General features: G+C 39.2%; 17 protein-coding genes. 13 read left to right on the forward strand and 4 right to left on the reverse strand.

All coding sequences use genetic code 11. The annotated features are described in order from the left end of the window. Window position 1: 1 nt before the first annotated feature. Window positions 2-112, forward strand: coding sequence for an IS3 family transposase (locus tag CRYPD_RS02420; RefSeq protein ID WP_138145522.1), 111 nt, complete (start codon window positions 2-4; stop codon window positions 110-112). A gap of 262 nt (window positions 113-374) precedes the next feature. Here CRYPD_RS02420 and CRYPD_RS02425 read toward each other — a convergent pair whose 3' ends face one another. Then, window positions 375-1415 carry an AAA family ATPase gene (locus CRYPD_RS02425; RefSeq protein WP_138145985.1) on the reverse strand — a complete coding sequence of 347 codons (1041 nt, stop codon included), beginning with the start codon at window positions 1413-1415 and terminating at the stop codon, window positions 375-377. A 63-nt stretch (window positions 1416-1478) separates the two neighbouring features. Between CRYPD_RS02425 and CRYPD_RS02430 the strand changes: the two genes are divergently transcribed. Genes CRYPD_RS02430 through lipA form a run of 3 tightly spaced genes read left to right on the forward strand, consistent with a single transcriptional unit; the run spans window position 1479 to window position 3296 of the window. Then, window positions 1479-1763 (forward strand): YbeD family protein, encoded by a 285-nt coding sequence (locus CRYPD_RS02430; RefSeq protein ID WP_138145986.1) that lies wholly within the window; start codon window positions 1479-1481, stop codon window positions 1761-1763. Continuing rightward, on the forward strand, window positions 1760-2365 hold the full coding sequence (gene lipB / locus CRYPD_RS02435; protein WP_138145987.1) for a lipoyl(octanoyl) transferase LipB: 606 nt from the start codon (window positions 1760-1762) through the stop codon (window positions 2363-2365). Before CRYPD_RS02430 ends, lipB begins: the two co-directional genes overlap by 4 nt. Further along, entirely contained in the window at window positions 2349-3296 is a 948-nt protein-coding gene (gene lipA / locus CRYPD_RS02440; RefSeq protein ID WP_138145988.1) for a lipoyl synthase, read from the forward strand. The genes lipB and lipA overlap by 17 nt, the downstream gene beginning before the upstream one ends. 108 nt (window positions 3297-3404) lie before the next feature. Here lipA and CRYPD_RS02445 read toward each other — a convergent pair whose 3' ends face one another. Next, the gene (locus CRYPD_RS02445; protein ID WP_138145989.1) at window positions 3405-6917 is read right to left on the reverse strand and encodes an efflux RND transporter permease subunit; all 3513 of its coding nucleotides are present in this window, start codon (window positions 6915-6917) and stop codon (window positions 3405-3407) included. Between the two features lie 361 nt (window positions 6918-7278). After that, window positions 7279-8427, reverse strand: a complete 1149-nt coding sequence (locus tag CRYPD_RS02450; protein WP_138145990.1) for an efflux RND transporter periplasmic adaptor subunit — start codon at window positions 8425-8427, stop codon at window positions 7279-7281. Between the two features lie 127 nt (window positions 8428-8554). On the opposite strand from CRYPD_RS02450, the gene pdxA reads away from it, so the two are divergent. The 4 genes from pdxA to CRYPD_RS02470 are packed head-to-tail and all read left to right on the forward strand — an operon-like array spanning window position 8555 to window position 11432. Further along, window positions 8555-9532, forward strand: a complete 978-nt coding sequence (gene pdxA / locus CRYPD_RS02455; RefSeq protein WP_138145991.1) for a 4-hydroxythreonine-4-phosphate dehydrogenase PdxA — start codon at window positions 8555-8557, stop codon at window positions 9530-9532. After that, a complete protein-coding gene (gene rsmA, locus CRYPD_RS02460) occupies window positions 9525-10283 on the forward strand; it encodes a 16S rRNA (adenine(1518)-N(6)/adenine(1519)-N(6))-dimethyltransferase RsmA (protein ID WP_138145992.1) in 759 nt (252 codons plus the stop codon). Before pdxA ends, rsmA begins: the two co-directional genes overlap by 8 nt. Further along, on the forward strand, window positions 10267-10638 hold the full coding sequence (gene apaG / locus CRYPD_RS02465) for a Co2+/Mg2+ efflux protein ApaG (RefSeq protein WP_138145993.1): 372 nt from the start codon (window positions 10267-10269) through the stop codon (window positions 10636-10638). The genes rsmA and apaG overlap by 17 nt, the downstream gene beginning before the upstream one ends. Next, window positions 10635-11432, forward strand: coding sequence for a symmetrical bis(5'-nucleosyl)-tetraphosphatase (locus tag CRYPD_RS02470; protein ID WP_138145994.1), 798 nt, complete (start codon window positions 10635-10637; stop codon window positions 11430-11432). Before apaG ends, CRYPD_RS02470 begins: the two co-directional genes overlap by 4 nt. Here the strand turns inward: CRYPD_RS02470 and dapF are convergent. Then, a complete protein-coding gene (dapF, locus tag CRYPD_RS02475) occupies window positions 11429-12244 on the reverse strand; it encodes a diaminopimelate epimerase (protein ID WP_171004285.1) in 816 nt (271 codons plus the stop codon). The genes CRYPD_RS02470 and dapF overlap by 4 nt on opposite strands. 90 nt (window positions 12245-12334) lie before the next feature. Here dapF and CRYPD_RS02480 point away from each other — a divergent pair, with 90 nt between their 5' ends. Genes CRYPD_RS02480 through lpxA form a run of 5 tightly spaced genes read left to right on the forward strand, consistent with a single transcriptional unit; the run spans window position 12335 to window position 17463 of the window. Next, a complete protein-coding gene (locus tag CRYPD_RS02480; protein WP_138145995.1) occupies window positions 12335-12688 on the forward strand; it encodes a gamma-butyrobetaine hydroxylase family protein in 354 nt (117 codons plus the stop codon). Between the two features lie 45 nt (window positions 12689-12733). Continuing rightward, the gene (bamA, locus tag CRYPD_RS02485) at window positions 12734-15211 is read left to right on the forward strand and encodes an outer membrane protein assembly factor BamA (RefSeq protein WP_138145996.1); all 2478 of its coding nucleotides are present in this window, start codon (window positions 12734-12736) and stop codon (window positions 15209-15211) included. Window positions 15212-15218: 7 nt separating this feature from the next. After that, complete coding sequence (gene lpxD, locus CRYPD_RS02490; protein ID WP_138145997.1) at window positions 15219-16214, forward strand: UDP-3-O-(3-hydroxymyristoyl)glucosamine N-acyltransferase; 996 nt, start codon at window positions 15219-15221, stop codon at window positions 16212-16214. 2 nt (window positions 16215-16216) lie between these two features. Then, a complete protein-coding gene (gene fabZ / locus CRYPD_RS02495) occupies window positions 16217-16660 on the forward strand; it encodes a 3-hydroxyacyl-ACP dehydratase FabZ (RefSeq protein WP_138145998.1) in 444 nt (147 codons plus the stop codon). Window positions 16661-16671: 11 nt separating this feature from the next. Then, window positions 16672-17463, forward strand: a complete 792-nt coding sequence (gene lpxA, locus CRYPD_RS02500; RefSeq protein WP_138145999.1) for an acyl-ACP--UDP-N-acetylglucosamine O-acyltransferase — start codon at window positions 16672-16674, stop codon at window positions 17461-17463. Window positions 17464-17468: the final 5 nt, after the last annotated feature.

Here is a 17468-nt window from a genome sequence, read left to right on the forward strand (position 1 = left end):
AGTGGAAAATGTAGAGAGTTATATTTATTTTTACAATTACAAAAGGATTCATTCAGCTATTGGGTATTTAACCCCAGCAGAAAAGATGGCTGAATTGAAAAAAGTGGCTTGAAATGTGTCCAAGTTGATTAGATCATTACAAACAAAGAAAGCAGTGCTTGGTATCCTGAGATAATGAAATTGTTTAGGCAAACCACTAATGGCGATTGGGGCGAGGTAGTTACCAAGATAGCTACAACCTTAACCCGCAAAATAAGCGAGTAATAAATAGCCTGCTTTTTAAGTAGGTGAAAAATAGATTTTTCACATTTATGTAAAAGTCTCTGAGTATTTGTTTGCGCTATTTTTAAAAAATAGCACAAACCGACTTCAGGCTAATCAAACAAAGTATCAGCGATTGCACCAGCCCAGTTAGCAAATTCTGGAATAGTAAAAATTTCTTCACCGATGGCGCGCTGCATATCGGATACCAGCATTACACCGAGTTCTTTTTGTGGAAAATTACGGGCAAAGTTAAGAATATTACCCCAAATCTTTTCGGCATTGTCCTTACCTTTAACGCTAATTGCCCTACCAACTAAGGCGGAACAAATAGCGTATTGCAAATCAATAGCATCAGGAATTGACACAGATTCTCCATTTACAATAGCATCCAAATCTGGCAAATCTTCTAAATGTTCAATAAAAGTTGCCACTTCAACACCCGCCACTTCGCCAACACAGGCACTAGCGGCAGCTCTAAACAAATTCAAATTATTTTCAAATTTTTGTAAAGCACGATGGGTGAACGCCCAAGTTCTAGGAGAGGGGAAAGCCACGGGATTATGTGCAGGGTCAAATTCAAACAAGTGTTCGGGGCGATAACGCAAAAAGCCAATAATACGCTCGTCAATATCATTTTTATACGCCCAAGCAACCCAATCGTCTAAATTCACTTCCAATTCATAATGAGAAAAACGGTTGGACAAAGGGGCAGGCATAGAATAAGTTACGCCACGGTCGCCTTGACGATTACCTGCGGCAAAAATTACCCAGCCATCAGGCACCACATAATCACCCAAACGCCTGTCTAAAATCAATTGATAAGCAGCAGCGGAAACACTGGGGGGTGCCGAAGTGATTTCATCTAAAAATAAAATACCTTGCTTTCCATGGCGTTTTTCATCAGGCAATAGTGATGGAATCGCCCAATCAACTTGCTCACCATTTTTAAAGGGAATCCCACGCAAATCACTCGGCTCCATTTGTGATAAGCGAATATCAATCATATTTACATTATGTTCACTGGCAATTTGGGAGATGATTTGAGATTTACCAATTCCAGGTGCACCCCATAACATAACAGGTGTGTGATGACCACAAAGAACAGACTTAAACTCTTGATTTAAAATAACACTAACTTGCTCTGGACGCATAATTAACTTGAAAATATTAAAATTGACACCATTTTATAGCAATAGACACTAAAATTACTTAATATGATTAAACCTAATTCAAAACCTACTCCAGAAGAGATTTTTAACTTCCCTTGCGATTACCCCGTAAAAGTAATGGGTAAAGATTGCCACGAGTTGCACACTGAAATGTGTGCCATTATTGAGCGTTATGCTGGCGAAATTCATTCAAGTCAAATTAGCAGTAGAAAAAGCACAAAGGGCAATTATATTTCCTATACTGTTAGAATTGTAGCGACCAGCGTATCGCAGCTAAATTCAATCAATAAAGAGCTTCAAGGTCATCCATTGATTGCCTACATACTTTGAAAATTACCAAACTGGGGTTACAAAACTACACACAAACTTGGGAATTAATGCAAGTATTTAGTGCTAATCGCCAAGTTGATACTGAAGATGAGTTATGGATAGTTGAGCATCCGCCAGTTTTTACTCAAGGCATTTCTGGCAAAGTGGGACACTTATTACAAAATAGTGATATTCCTGTGGTGCAAAGCGACCGTGGCGGGCAAATTACTTATCATGGTCCCGGTCAATTAATTGTATATTGCCTAATTGATTTAAAACGCTTGGGAATTGGGGTAAAAAAAATGGTCTCGTTAATGGAAATGGCCATTATAGATGTGTTAAGCCATTACAATATCCACTCTCAAACAAAAAATGGTGCACCGGGTGTGTATGTCGCGGATGCTAAAATTGCTGCGTTAGGACTTAAAGTAAAAAATGGCAGAACTTACCATGGATTAAGTTTAAATGTGGATATGGACTTGTCTCCCTTTTCTCATATTAACCCTTGCGGATATCAAGATTTAGCGGTTACACAATTAGCAGATTTAACGGATAATATCAAGATTGAAACCATTGCCAGTGAACTCACTCAAACTTTAAAAAAATATGTTACAAGAAATTGAAATTAAAGCCTTAAAAGGCGAATCAAAGACAGCACGCCTAAAAATCAAGCCTGATGTTACACGCACACCACTGAGAAAACCAAGTTGGATTCGCATTAAGCACCCTACTGGCTCAAAAGTTGACAAACTAAAAAAGACATTGCGCTCGCAAAAACTATTTACTGTCTGCGAAGAGGCACAATGTCCTAATCTCGGCGAATGCTTTAACCATGGCACAGCAACCTTTATGATTATGGGGCAAATTTGCACCCGCCGTTGTCCATTTTGTGATGTGGCACACGGTAAACCTAAGCCACTAGATGTAGATGAGCCAAAGCATTTGGCACAAACGATTGAAAAAATGAACCTTAAATATGTGGTTATCACTTCGGTTGATAGAGACGATTTGCGTGATGGTGGTGCGGGTCATTTTAAGCAATGTATTGATGAAATTAGACAAACCACGCCACAAGTTAAAATTGAGATACTCACGCCAGATTTTAGAGGCAGAATTGACAAAGCACTTGAAGTCTTTAACACTTGTCCGCCCGATGTATTTAATCACAACCTAGAAACTGTGCCAAGTCTTTACCCTAAAGTGCGTCCAGGGGCTGATTATGCATATTCACTAAAGTTACTACAATCTTTTAAGCAACAACATCCTGATGTTATCACTAAATCAGGCTTAATGCTGGGTGTGGGTGAAAACGAACAACAGGTGTTAAATGTATTATCTGATTTGCGATTGCACGGTGTAAATATGCTTACGCTTGGGCAATATTTGCAACCCAGTAAATATCACTTAGCCGTTGAGGAATATGTTACCCCTGAGCAATTCAAACGCTACAAAAACATTGCCACAGAAATGGGTTTTTCTCAGGTTGCTAGTGGCCCAATGGTGCGTTCATCGTATCATGCAGATTTACAAGCGGCTGGTGAGTCTATTGGTTAAAGAATAAACGAGGATAGGCTAAACCCTGTTTTAGCCCACTAAAACAAGACTCATCTACTACGAATTTCCTTTGTCTTTGGTTAAAACAACAAAGAGCGTCAGGCTTATTTAAATATCGCTCTTATCTTCTTTTTTGAGCAAAGTACTGGTATCAACCCTTGCAGATTTTAAGGTTTTATCCTTACTGCTATCAGTTTTATTTGCTTTTTTGCTTTTAACTAGTAATGATTTTATCCATTTTTTTGCATTGGCAGTTTTAGGCGTTATATCCTTATCTTCCTTGCCTTTCTTTATGATATTGTATTTGGCATCCACATTAGCGTCACCTGGCAATAAACCCATATTAACAGCAATATCACGACAAGACGCCTCACCTGCAGACAATGTGCCAAGTGGAATAACAATCAGGGTAAGCACGGTTGAAACCAACACACCGAATAATAATGAAATTGCCATGCCTTGGAATATTGGGTCAGACAAAATAACACTTGAACCGCCAACCAGTGCAAAAGCAGTAATCATAATAGGACGAGTTCTTGACGCACAAGAGCCAATCACCGCATCAAAGAACGGCACGCCTTTGGCGTATTCTTGCACGGTAAAGTCCACCAAGAGAATTGAGTTTCGCACAATAATACCTGCTAAAGCAATCCAGCCAATCATTGAAGTAGCAGTGAATTCTGCACCTAGCAACCAATGCCCTGGCACAATGCCTAATAAGGTTAATGGGATAGGTGCCATAATAACTGCTGGAATGATAAAGTTACCAAATTGCCAAACAACCAACATATAGATAACCACCAATGCCACCGCAAATGCACTGCCCATGTCTCGGAAAGTTTCATAAGTAACTGTCCATTCGCCAGTCCATTCAAAGCTTGGCACAGTTTGGTCTTCTGGCGGACCTAAGTACTCGCCTTGTAATTGTTTGCCATCAACTGTTTGGTATTTAAGCAACAAGTCATCTACACTCATCATCGCATAAATTGGCGCACTCAATCGCCCTATGGGTTCACCTAATACATATTCAACATCAACAAGGTCTTTGTGGAAGATTAAATCATCCTGTTTTTTGTATATAAAAGAACCCAGCTCAGAAATTGGAATCATACCTCCGTGCTGTGAAGGTACAGGTAATTGTGTTAAATAAGAAAGTTGTGAACGCTTAGATAATGGTACTTTTAAGCAAACGCGTGACGGTTCAAGTGCATTTTTAAGACGAATAGTCGTTACATTAAAACTGCTCATTGCCATTGACAGCGTTTGTTTAATGGTTTGCACACTCACTCCAAAACGCGATGCTTTTGCGGTATCTACTTGGAAGTTAATCACGGGGTATTCATCACGCATCAAGTTATCAACATCCGTCATTGTGCCTGATTCTTTAAACATTTTAGTTAGGTCATTTGCCAGTTTACGACGCGTTGCTTTATCAGGCCCATACACCTCTGCAACGACTGGGCGTAACACAGGTGGACCAGGCGGCATCTCAACCACAGCATAATTTGCACCTACATCAAGCGCTACTTGTTGAATCAATATGCGTGCTTCAAGTGCAATTTCATGACTTGAGCGATTGCGATGACCTTTGTCTGATAATTGGATTTGTAATTCACCTTCTGAGGAACTTTGTCTTAAATATGAATGCCTAACCAAACCGTTAAAATCAAACGGCTTAGCAGTGCCTGCATAACTTTGAATAGACACCACTTCTGGCATTTTTCGTAGAATTTGTGCCATTTTATGTAGCGTTGATGCGGTCTCTGCTAATGCAGAGCCATCTGGCATATCAAGCGACACGCCAAACTCTGGTTTGTTGTCTAATGGTAACATTTTCACAGGTACTGCCGTGGTGTAAAACATCGACATTGAGAAAAAGAAGGTTACCACTAAGCCAATTAAAAAGCCCATTCCATAAGTTTTAACATTAAATAACTTAGATATGGTTGAATGAAAAAATGCGTGCATTATTTTGCCTTCTCTTTCTTCTTTTTCGTGCATTTTATGTAGCACATTAAGTGGCGGGACAAATTTCATCACAAAATAAGGCGTAAACACAAAGGCAGCAAATAGCGAAAACATCATTGCCACAGAGCCTAAGACTGGAATGGGTGCCATATATGGCCCCATCATACCGCTCACTGCTGCCATCGGAACCAAAGCGGCAACCACAGTAAAGGTTGCTAGAATAGTTGGATTACCAACTTCACGCACCGCATCAATAGCGGTAGCAATGGTAATTTTATTGTCAATCAGCCAGCGACGATAAATATTTTCAGTAACCACAATCGCATCATCCACCAAAATACCAATTGAAAAAATCAACGCAAACAAACTCACTCTATCAATCGTCATACCCAGCATCCACGCCGAGAATATGGTCATTAGCAATACAACTGGAATCACTAAAGTTACAACAATTGCAGGACGAATACCGAGTGCAAACCAAACCAATAAAGTAACCGCTCCTGTGGCAATAAAGAGTTTTTTAATGAGTGAATCGACCTTATTTTTAGCGGATTTTCCGTAATTTCTGCTAACACTAACTTTGACATTGTCAGGAATTAAACGCCCTTTAAGTTCTTCAACTTTGGCCAAAATATCATCGGCAACCTGAACGCCATTAGAGCCAAATTTCTTAGCAATAGCAATGGTTACCGCTTGCTCACCTGTTGCCTTTGTTTTGTCTTTGCTGGCAACGCCTGTGTAATGACTAACCATATGATGCGCTTCTTCTGGTGCATAATACACATCTGCCACATCACGCACATATACAGGTTTACCCTCATTCACCGCAACCACTAAATTCTCAATGTCTTCTACTTTCTTAAAAAAGTCGCCTGAATAAACTTCCATTTTGTAGCCATTTAGCTCAATATCACCCGTATGTGAACTAACATTTGCGCCGCTAATAGTGTTTGAGATGTGCTGAATAGAAATACCATAGCCCGCTAAACGACCAGGAAAAACATCAATATGAAAAATCTCTTTGCGTCCACCGACGACAAAGCCATTGTTGGTGTTTGGAACTTTGGCAAGTTGTTGTAATAATTCCAATCCCAAAGAGCGCAGTTGTCCATCATCAAGTGATTTTGACCACAAGGTAAGATTAACAATAGACACATCATCAATTTCTTTTGGTTTCACCAGTGGTGTTCTAGCTCCTGGCGGCATAAAGTCAAGATTTGCCAACATTTTGTCACGCACTTTGACAACAGAAGCCGTCATTTCTTGACCTACATCAAACTCAATAGTAACAATGCCACGACCCTTATCACTGACTGAATATACATGCTTAACGCCCAAAATATTAGACATCAGTCGTTCTAATGGTTTGATCATAATATTAGACACTTCCTCTGAAGAAGCACCTGGATATTCAACAAAAACATCAATTAACGGTACAGAAATCTGTGGGTCTTCTTGGCGTGGTGTGGAAATAAGCCCCATAATACCAGCGCCAAGCATGGCAAAGAAAAGAATGATAGAGAGCGGCGAAGTAATAAAAGCCTTTGTTAATTTTCCAGCAACGCCTAACTCGTTATCTTTTAAATCGTCTAAGATTATATCTTTATTAATATTTTCATCTTTGGAAATATCAATATGGTCATGTTTTGGCATTATGAGACCTCTATATGGTTATGGATAACTAGCAAAATGACAAACTTTATCCTTTCAAAGGATTGCTGTATATTGCTGATTAAATTGGAGGTTTTTTTAAACCCACCGTTAATAATTCTAAGGGTGTTGTTAAAAAAGCTTCCAAGTTGATGCAGTGCAGTGCTTTTATAGCTATTCATAATGATATGAGGCCTTTGCATAAATATGGATGATTAGCAGAATTCAATTTTTGTCAAATTGGTATTTTTTTTAAACTCTGCCTTAGCAAGGCTAAGACTGGGTTTAAAAAAATTACCAAGTTGGTAAAAAGTGGATTTTTGATGATTATTCATATTTATGCAAAGGTCTCGATATAGAAGACTTAAATATCCATTCCTGAAATCATTAAGATATTGGAGTTGATAACAATTTTTTCACCAATTTTTAAGCCAGATAAAACACTTTTTTTATTATTGCCAACTTGCTCACCAAGGCGCACAAATCTGAGTTCAGTTTTATTGGTGCGTGGGTTAATGATAAACACACTGGGTAAACTAGAACGCCACATAATTGCTGCCTCTGGGATAATTGGCGTTAGCACACCCGAATCTGTTTCAAAAATTTCCACCTCTGCGTAAGCGCCTGCCAATACGGGTGTATTTTCTGGCAAGTCAAATTTCACCTTAACGCTGTGTTTATTGTTATCAGCAATTGGGTAAATTTGCACCAGTTTGGCGTTAACAACTTTGTTGGCAATGTCTAATTTAATGCGGTATTTCTTGTTAAGTTTTAAACTGGTTACCAAGCGCGAAGGTACATTTAACTCAACTTGCAGTTCTTTAATATTGGCAAATTTTAATAATATTTGACCCGGTTGCACGATGTCGCCTTGATTAACATTTTTAACTACAATAACGCCATCAAAAGGGGCAATAATGTTTGCATCCTTAAGGCGTTCCTCCATTTGTTTGAGTTTAAGTTTTGCTTGTGTTAGCTTGTTTTTTGCTTGCTGGTAACTGGTATATCGTGAAGTGCGATTGGCAAACTTATCAAAATCAGGGTCGCCCTGCCCTGTCATTTTTAACATTGGGTCGGTAAACATCGAAAACATACCTGGAACACCGCCAAACATACCGTTTGAATTAGGAGAAACAATCGATTGTGAGTATTGTACGCCTGCATTTTTAAGTGCTTCGTTGGCAGAAGATATTTCTGCATAAGCCGCATCTCTTTGCGCTTGAATAGATTCTTGCTCAAGCATTATCAAGGTAGCACCTTGTCGAAACATATCTCCTTCCTTGCCATTAACACTCAGAACATCGCCTGAAACCTGTGCAGACAAAGTTACCTGTGCAGAGGAAATAACTTTGCCTCCTAAAAGCGCTCTTTTATCAAGTGATACCCCTGTTACTTGCTGGATATTGTAAGTTGAGCCAAATTTTTCCATACCTGGGTTGAATGTCTGAGCTGATGAGCTAGAGAATGGCAATAATAAAGCCAATGCAGTTGAAAGTGTTGTTGATAAATTCATGATTTAGCCTTATTTAAAATATGTGAGACAGTAATGTCAAGTAAATTCTTAATTTTACATTAATTCCTAAGTGCATTAACTTTATAATAGCAAATGCTTAAATAAAACAAGGACAATACAAAAAACAATGCTTGCCTTTACACCTGGTGAACCCGCTGGAATCGGTCCTGATTTGGCGGTAATTTACGCCCAAAATCCTAAAAAAGAATTGCTGATTTTTGCCGACCCTGATGTATTGCTGTCCAGAGCAAAGGCACTCAATCTTGAGCTTAAAATTAGCGAAACAGAAACCACTTCCCATGCCAAAACTCTGTGCGTTTATCCAATTAAAACAAAAGATAAAGTTGTTGCAGGTGTGCTCAACAAAAATAATGCTGAGTATGTATTAAAAACACTAGATTTAGCCACTCAGTATTGCCTCAATGGCGATACTCAAGCGCTGGTTACTGGACCTTTGCACAAGGGTATTATTAATCAAGCGGGGATTTATCAAGATAAAAACGGTCAGGGTTTTAGTGGTCATACCGAATATTTGGCACAGCGTTCAGGCGTTGATAAAACCGTGATGATGCTAGCAACCGCAGGATTACGCGTCGCCTTAGCGACAACGCATTTACCACTTAGCCAAGTGCCTCAACAAATACAAAGCCATTCTTTAGAAAAAACCCTAACTATTATTCATCAATCTTTACAAAGTTATGGCATACAAAATCCTAGAATTGTTGTTTGCGGGCTTAATCCTCATGCGGGTGAAGATGGCTATCTAGGTAGAGAAGAAATTGAAATTATCAACCCTTTGGTGGAAAAACTAAATACCCAAGGGTTCAATCTTGTGGGCAGTGTGTCAGCCGATACCGCCTTTACTGCTGATGCCCTAAAAGGGGTGGATTGTGTATTAGCGATGTATCACGACCAAGGCTTACCTGTGTTAAAAACCCTAGGCTTTAAAAAAGCTGTTAATATTACCTTGGGTTTGCCTTTTATTCGTACCTCGGTTGATCACGGTACAGCGCTTGTATTGGCAGGCACAGGCAATATTAGTTTGGGTAGTCTAAATACAGCGTTACACTATGCATACAATTTTATAAACGCTACCTATGAGTAACCATAAAGCTCGCAAACGCTTTGGTCAAAATTTCCTGATTGACAACCGAATTATTGAGCAAATTGTTGCCACTATTGCACCAAAATTTGACGATAATTTACTTGAAATTGGCCCCGGACAAGGTGCCATGACGCTGCCTCTGCTAGAGCGTGTTAAGCAATTAAATGTGATTGAAATTGATAGAGATTTAATTGTTATGCTGAATAATTTAAACAAAGCCAATCTTGTTATTCATCAAGGCGATGCACTAAAGTTTGACTTGAATACCTTGCCAACCCCTATTCGCGTGGTGGGCAATCTGCCTTACAATATATCTTCTCCTATACTTTTTCATCTGCTTGAAAATAGAGACAAAGTGGTCGATATGACCTTTATGTTGCAAAAAGAAGTAGTACAAAGAATGGCCGCCAAACACGGCTCAAAAATCTATGGCCGTTTAAGCGTAATGATGCAAGCATTCTTTGAGGTTGAGTTAATTTTTATTGTACCGCCTGAGTCTTTTGACCCTGCCCCGAAGGTTGATTCTGCTATTGTTTATCTCAAACCTTTGACACAATCAAAGGTCCGTAATACCTCCTTATTTGAAAAAATCGTAAAGACCGCATTTTCTCAGCGTAGAAAAACACTGAGAAATTGTTTAAAATCCTTACTTTCACAAGAGCAAACAACCATTGACTTATCTCAACGCGCTGAAATGCTTGCAGTGGAAGACTTTATTACACTAACCAACGACTATGAAAAACAACATTAAAATTACCGTAAAAGCTGCTCCTTTAGCGCAACAAACCATCCCTTTTAAAAGCCAATATGCTTTTTCTTATACCATTACCATTAGCAACCAAGGCGAAGTGGGAGCGCAATTACTCAGTAGACACTGGATTATCCAAGATGAAACAGGTTATATAGAAGAGGTCGTTGGTGAAGGTGTGATTGGTATTCAGCCTCATCTACTGCCAGGTGAGGCTTTTGAATACACCTCTGGTTCGGTTATTAAGACGCCTACTGGCACAATGAAAGGCGAATACGGCATGGTTAGCGACACAGGCGAGCGTTTTAACGCCGAAATCCTGGAATTTGTCTTGAGTGAACCATATACACTACAATGAGCAGTTATTTAATTGGTGATGTTCAAGGGTGTTTTGATTCCCTACAAGCCTTGTTAAAAAAAGTCAAGTTTTCCAGCGATAAAGATCGATTATTTTTCCTAGGAGATGTGGTTAATCGTGGCAGTAAATCACTCGAAACACTGAGTTTTATCAAGGATTTAGGCGATAATGCACAAATGGTTTTAGGCAATCATGATTTCCATTTATTGGCCTGTGCCTTGGGTGGTAAAAAACCCAATAAAAAAGACACATTCACTGATGTTATTAATGCCAATAATGCAGATTCATTGCTTGATTTTTTGAAAAACCAACCTTTGGCAATCACGCACAAAGGCGTACTTATGGTTCATGCTGGCATACCGCCAAATTGGGATGTTGACAGAGTTATTCAGCAATCTAAAAAAGTGCAAAAGCATCTTAAAAAAGTCAACATTTCACAGTTTTTAGATGATATGTATGACAACAAACCTAATATTTGGTCTCAAGATTTAAGCGAACTGGCACAGTGTCGATACAGCATTAATGCCCTAATGCGACTGCGCTTTTGCAAACCCAATGGTGCGCTAGAATTTGACTGTAAAATGAATTACACACATCCACCAAAAGGCTTTAAAGCGTGGTTTATGCATAAAAATAGATTACTAAAAAATACCGATATATTTTTTGGTCATTGGTCTAGTTTGTCAAGTGTGAATCAGGCACATATTTACCCCATGGATCACGGCTGTGTTTGGGGTAGAAAATTAAGTGCTATCAGACTAAAGGGCAGAAAAATCTTTTCAGTAAGTTGCTAAACTTCTACTTGCCCCTCAAACACAAACTCAGCAGCACCTGATAAAAACACATGTCCACCTTGTGCGTATTCAATCAAAGCATCACCACCCGTTAAATGAGCAACCACTTCGCCATCCAGCCAACCTCGTTCAACGCCATAAACAACTGCTGCACACGCACCACTACCACACGCTAATGTTTCGCCAGTGCCTCGCTCATACACACGAAGCCTGATTGTATGACGATTAACAACCTCCATAAAGCCAATATTGGCTTGTTCGGGTAACAAATGACTGTGTTGAATTTGAGGCGCATCGCTGATTGCTTTATCCAATTGCACATCATCAACTTTAATCACGCAATGCGGATTACCCATGGATAAAATACCCATCTCATAGCCTAAAATACAATAGTATGGTTGTTGTTTGTCTGCTTTTAATGGAATATTAACAGGAGCAAAAATAGGCTCGCCCATATCAACCCGCACCGTTTGATCTTTATTAATCAGCAGATGCATTGCCCCTGATCGTGTTTCAACGGCAATTGGATTGTTACTGGTCAAGCCTTTTTCCCTAACAAAACGAGCAAAACAACGCGCACCATTGCCACACTGTGCTACTTCTGATCCGTCGGCGTTATAAATCACATAACGAAAATCTATACCCGCTGTATCGCTTGATTCAACCATTAACAATTGGTCAAAACCCACCCCAAAATTACGGCGTGCCAGTCTGGTAATTTGCCCAGCGTCAAGCGTTATCGACCCATCGGTGTTATCAATCACCATAAAGTCGTTTCCCAGTCCGTGCATTTTTGTAAAGTTAATCAGCATAGGTGTATTTTATCTACTTATAATGCATAGGGTTATGAATAAATGAACTTCAGGTAAAATATCACTTAATTTTATTTTTGGACAAACCTAATGAAAACACCTAGTAACATTACCCTTGATAAGACAAAAACCTTGCTTACACTTACTTTTGATAGCGTAGAATATCCGTTAACTGCTGAATATTTAAGAGTTTATTCCCCTTCCGCTGAAGTGATGGGGCATGGTCCTGGACAAGAGACATTGCAAATCGGCAAGGAAAATGTAACCATCACTCGTATTGTCCCTACGGGTAATTATGCTGTTGTTTTGTTTTTTAGTGATAACCACGATAGTGGTATTTATTCTTGGGAGCACCTGCATAATCTCGCCACAAAACAAGATAAATTATGGGCTAATTATCTTGTCAAACTCAAAGATGCAGGGCACACTCACAAGCAACATTAAACGCTGTATAATTATTTTCTTTAATTTTCTTTAATTTTTTATACTATGAAAAAAACAATTATTAAACTGGCTTTAATAGTGGGCCTGTTAAGCACTTCATTGGTCTTTTCAGCCCCTATTAAAAACATTGAAATCCTAGGTCTTAATGTCATTTCTAGGGGTACAGTGTTGAGCTATCTACCCGTTGAAGTTGGTGATGATTACGGCGCACAAACCTCATTAAAAATCATTCGTTCCCTTTATAAAACCCATTTTTTTAAAGACATTGAAGTAACAGAAGACGAGCAAACCTTAAAAATCACTGTGATAGAAAATCCACATATTAAATATCTAGATTTACTCAATCATTCTGAAAAAGTGATTGACAATGATACGATTAAAGATGTTTTATCCAGTATGGATTTAACCCCAGGCAAGATTTTTAACAAAAGACAATTGGATGAATTGATTAAACGACTAAAAGCAACTTATATCAGCCAAGGCTATTACAGCATCAAAATTACCCCAAAGGTTGAAATTGACAGCCAAAACAGAGTAGGCGTAGAGCTTGATATTTCTGAAGGCGAAGTCGCACGTATTAAATCAATGCACATTAGTGGCAGTAAAGTGCAGAAGGAAGAAGACTTGCTTGCCTTATTTGAAATTGGCGAGCCTAACTTTTTTATCATAAATTATTTTACTGAAAAAGACCATTACTCTAAAGTATCACTTGATGCGGGTATTGAAGCGATGAAATCATACTACATTAATTTAGGTTACCTTGATTTTAAAGTGATTGATGTCAAGACTGAACTTTCCGAGGACAAGCAAAGCATCGACATTGCCATTCAAATCAATGAAGGGGACGAGTATAAGGTCGGTAAAATTGAATTTACTGGCGATACGCTTAATCAATCTAGTGAAAAATTATCAAAATTACTGACCTTTAATACAGGCGATATTTTTGAGCGTAAACGCATAATCAAAAGTATTAAAGCCATTACTGGCGTGTTTACAAATCAGGGTTATGCTTTTACAAAAGTTGATACGATAACATTTGAGGATAAAGCCGCACACGCCATTGGTTTAAAGTTCAAGATTACACCAAACAGAAAAGTCTACATTAATCGTATTTCCATCACTGGCAATACCAGAACACAGGATGAAGTCATCCGTCGTGAGATTGGCATTCATGAGGGCGGACTGTATTCAGATAAAGAATTAGAAGAATCAATCAGCAAGATTAAACGCCTTGGTTTTTTCTCTGATGTGAAAATGCAAACCTCTAAACTACAAGACTTTGAAGACAAAATTAACCTGCGTTTCAATGTAGAAGAAGCCAAAACAGGTACTTTTTCCATTGGTTTATCTCATTCTAATAACACAGGCGCTTCCTTTAATGTTGGCATGGAAGAGCGCAATTTCCTCGGCACAGGTAACACCTTAAACGCTAAAGTATCGCAATCTGATGCAGTAAAAGAAATAGATTTCTATTTCTCCGACCCCTACTTTACCCAAGACAAGCATAGCATCAGTTATGGCCTGTTTTCCAAAAAAACCGATGGCTCTAAGCTTGATGTTGCCTCATACAAGATTAACGAAACGGGTGTCAATTTGGGCTACAGCATCCCAATTACCAAAGATACACGCATTGGTACAGGATTAAGGATATCCTCTATTGATATGACTTGTGGTGCACACATGGCTGGACGTGATAATACAATAAAAGCCACGCAAAAGGATTTAGATAAAAATAAAGATAATGATATCGATAACGATGTTTATCTTCAAGACGGCAAAGGCAACTATCTTAATATCAAAGGCACTACCACTACAAAGAAAGCAGAATATGTTAAAGTAACTGCCACAGATCAAATAGTAAGCGGCACAGACTATACAGGCAAAGGATTTGAAACCAAACAATGCGCCGATGACAAAAAAACTGAAGTGAAAGTCAGTGCAAATTGGAGTAATAACACTTTAAATAACTACAACTTCCCTACTAAGGGCAATACAAACAGTCTCGGGCTTGATGTAGCTTTTGTTGATTTTCAATACTACAAACTTAAAGCCTCACACAAAAGTTACTACGCACTAAACAAGCATTTAACCTTGAACTTGAAAGGTAGTATTGGTATTGCACAGGGTTATGGCGGTAAAGAAGTACCCTTTTTTAAGCGCTATTATGGTGGTGGTAGCTCATCAGTGCGTGGTTTTAGCTTCAACTCATTGGGGGCAAAATACCCTGGCACAGACATTGCCAAAGGCGGTGAATTGTCTATGCTAATGGGGGTTTCTATGATTTCGCCGCTGACTTTTTTAAACGACAGTAAAAATATGCGAGCGGGTGTATTTATTGATGCAGGCGGTATCAGCGAAAAAGCCTCTAATTTTGAAACCAATGATTTTCGTGCCTCTGCTGGTGCGGCATTTTCTTGGCTAACGCCTATTGGTCCGTTAGGCATATATTACGCCAAACCTTTCTTAAAAAAAGCAGGCGACAAAACCAAGACCTTTGAATTCACCATTGGTACAAGTTTTTAGTTAGCTAATGTATACACTAGGGGAACTTGCTGACTTTATTAATGCCGAGGTGATTGGTGATGAATTGCTAAATATTACTGGACTTGCCAGTAGCACCAATGCGCAAAAAAACCAATTAACTTATATATCAAGCGCTAAATACAAGTCAGATTTAATCAACTCAATGGCTGGTGCGGTAATTTTAACCAAGGATTTACTTGACGACTGCCCCACCAATGCTCTTGTGGTCGATAATGTTTATTTAGCTTTTGCTAAAATCAGCCATTATTTCAAACAACAACCTACCCATCTTAATGGCATCCACACCAGTGCTAAAATCAACAGCCAAAACATCGCCAATAGTTGCACCATTGGCGAGGGCGTGGTGATTGGTAAAAATTGTACCATTGGCGCAAATACAACGATTGAACAAGGGGTGTCAATTGCTAATAATGCTAGCATTCAGGCGAATGTTACTATTTTACAAAATTCAATTATTGGCAATAATGTTGTTATCTCGGCAGGTGTGGTAATTGGCTCAGAAGGCTTTGGTAATGCTCTGGATAGTCAAAGTCGTTGGCACAGTATTGCGCATTTGGGCAATGTGATGATTGGCAACGATGTTACTATCGGTGCAAACACGGTGATTGATAGAGGCACATTGGAAGACACGCAAATCCATAGTGGCGTGCGTCTTGATAACTTGGTGCATATTGCTCACAATGTTATTTTGGGCGCAAACACAGCAATTGCCGCTGGCGTCACTATTGGTGGCAGTGCGATATTGGGTAAACGCTGCCAAGTAGGTGGTGGTGCTGTTATTGCCAGCCATATGTGTCTGGCAGATGATGTGGTTGTTACTGGTGCGAGCACAGTAGATAAACACTTAAGTAGTGGGCATTACACGGGTTTTACCTCTATTTCTACACATTCAAATTGGAAAAGAAGTCAATTTTGGCTGTTAAAACTTGATAAAATCGCTAAATATCTAAATATTACCCCTAAAAACCTAAAGAGAAAATAATTATGGAAATGAGCATTCAAGATGTTAAAAATTACTTACCACACCGCTACCCTTTCTTACTAATTGACAGGGTTCTGAAAATAGAAGTCGGCAAGTCTATCGTTGCCCTTAAAAATGTTTCATTCAATGAGCCACAATTCACTGGGCATTTTCCTGAACAACCGATTATGCCAGGCGTTTTGATTATTGAGGCTTTGGCACAGGCCACAGGCATTTTGGCATTTAAGTCTGAGGTAGGAAGGCCGATTGACGGGCAAATCTATATGCTGGTTGGTGTGGACAAAGTGCGCTTTAAGCGCATGGTTGAGCCTGGCGATCAATTGCACCTTGAGGTGGAAGTAATGGCAGTTAAACGCGGCATTTGGAAGTTCAAATGCATTGCCACAGTTGATGGGAAAATAGTTACCACCGCCGAGCTAATGTGTGCACAAAAAGCAGCTGATTAAAGGAGCGTATCATGGCAATACACCCCAGCGCAGTTGTTGACCCTAGTGCAAAAATTCATAAAAATGCTGAAATATGTGCTTATGCTATCATTGGTGCTAATGTAGAAATCGGTTCAGGCACTATTATAGAGTCTCATACAGTCATACAAGGTCCCACTAAAATTGGTAAAAACAACCATATTTATTCATTCGCTTCAATTGGTGGTGACCCACAAGATATTACTTACGAGGTCGAGCAGGAATCTAATTTAATCATTGGCGATGATAATTTAATTCGCGAATTCTGCACTATTAATCGTGGCACAGAAAAAGAAGATGCCATTACCCGTGTAGGCTCTAGCAATATGCTAATGGCGTATGTGCATATCGCACACGATTGCCAGATTGGCAACCATATTATTATGTCGAATAACGCCTCATTAGCAGGTCATGTACGCATTCAGGATTGGGCGATTTTGGGCGGGTTTGTCTTGGTTAAACAATTTTGCATGATTGGCATGCACACTTATATCGGTATGGGCTGCCAAGTGAATAAGGATATTCCTTCTTATATGTTAGCCTCAGGCGTGCAAACCCGTGTTCGTAGTATTAATGCCGAAGGCATGCGTAGACGAGGATTTTCACCGAATGCAATTGCCGCTATCAAACGCGCTTTTAAAACGGTTTACCGTGGCTCTGGTTTGCTCGATCAATCCTTAAAAGAATTAGAAGAAACAGAATCTGATCATTTAGAAGTGATACAGCTCGTAAAATGTATCCGTAGCTCAAAAACGGGCATTATGCGTGGTCCGCATGAGGAATAACACCT

It is taken from the genome of Bathymodiolus heckerae thiotrophic gill symbiont (assembly GCF_900180345.1).
In the GTDB taxonomy this organism is placed as follows: Bacteria; Pseudomonadota; Gammaproteobacteria; order PS1; family Pseudothioglobaceae; genus Thiodubiliella.

Coding starts and splice junctions, on each gene's coding strand:
- CRYPD_RS02470 (WP_138145994.1), top strand. CDS start 10,635: ATGAGCAGTTATTTAATTGGTGATGTTCAAGGGTGTTTTGATTCCCTA.
- fabZ (WP_138145998.1), top strand. CDS start 16,217: ATGGAAATGAGCATTCAAGATGTTAAAAATTACTTACCACACCGCTAC.
- CRYPD_RS02445 (WP_138145989.1), bottom strand. CDS start 6,917: ATGCCAAAACATGACCATATTGATATTTCCAAAGATGAAAATATTAAT.
- CRYPD_RS02425 (WP_138145985.1), bottom strand. CDS start 1,415: ATGCGTCCAGAGCAAGTTAGTGTTATTTTAAATCAAGAGTTTAAGTCT.
- bamA (WP_138145996.1), top strand. CDS start 12,734: ATGAAAAAAACAATTATTAAACTGGCTTTAATAGTGGGCCTGTTAAGC.
- lpxD (WP_138145997.1), top strand. CDS start 15,219: ATGTATACACTAGGGGAACTTGCTGACTTTATTAATGCCGAGGTGATT.
- apaG (WP_138145993.1), top strand. CDS start 10,267: ATGAAAAACAACATTAAAATTACCGTAAAAGCTGCTCCTTTAGCGCAA.
- pdxA (WP_138145991.1), top strand. CDS start 8,555: ATGCTTGCCTTTACACCTGGTGAACCCGCTGGAATCGGTCCTGATTTG.
- CRYPD_RS02450 (WP_138145990.1), bottom strand. CDS start 8,427: ATGAATTTATCAACAACACTTTCAACTGCATTGGCTTTATTATTGCCA.
- CRYPD_RS02430 (WP_138145986.1), top strand. CDS start 1,479: ATGATTAAACCTAATTCAAAACCTACTCCAGAAGAGATTTTTAACTTC.
- rsmA (WP_138145992.1), top strand. CDS start 9,525: ATGAGTAACCATAAAGCTCGCAAACGCTTTGGTCAAAATTTCCTGATT.
- lpxA (WP_138145999.1), top strand. CDS start 16,672: ATGGCAATACACCCCAGCGCAGTTGTTGACCCTAGTGCAAAAATTCAT.
- lipA (WP_138145988.1), top strand. CDS start 2,349: ATGTTACAAGAAATTGAAATTAAAGCCTTAAAAGGCGAATCAAAGACA.
- CRYPD_RS02480 (WP_138145995.1), top strand. CDS start 12,335: ATGAAAACACCTAGTAACATTACCCTTGATAAGACAAAAACCTTGCTT.
- dapF (WP_171004285.1), bottom strand. CDS start 12,244: ATGCTGATTAACTTTACAAAAATGCACGGACTGGGAAACGACTTTATG.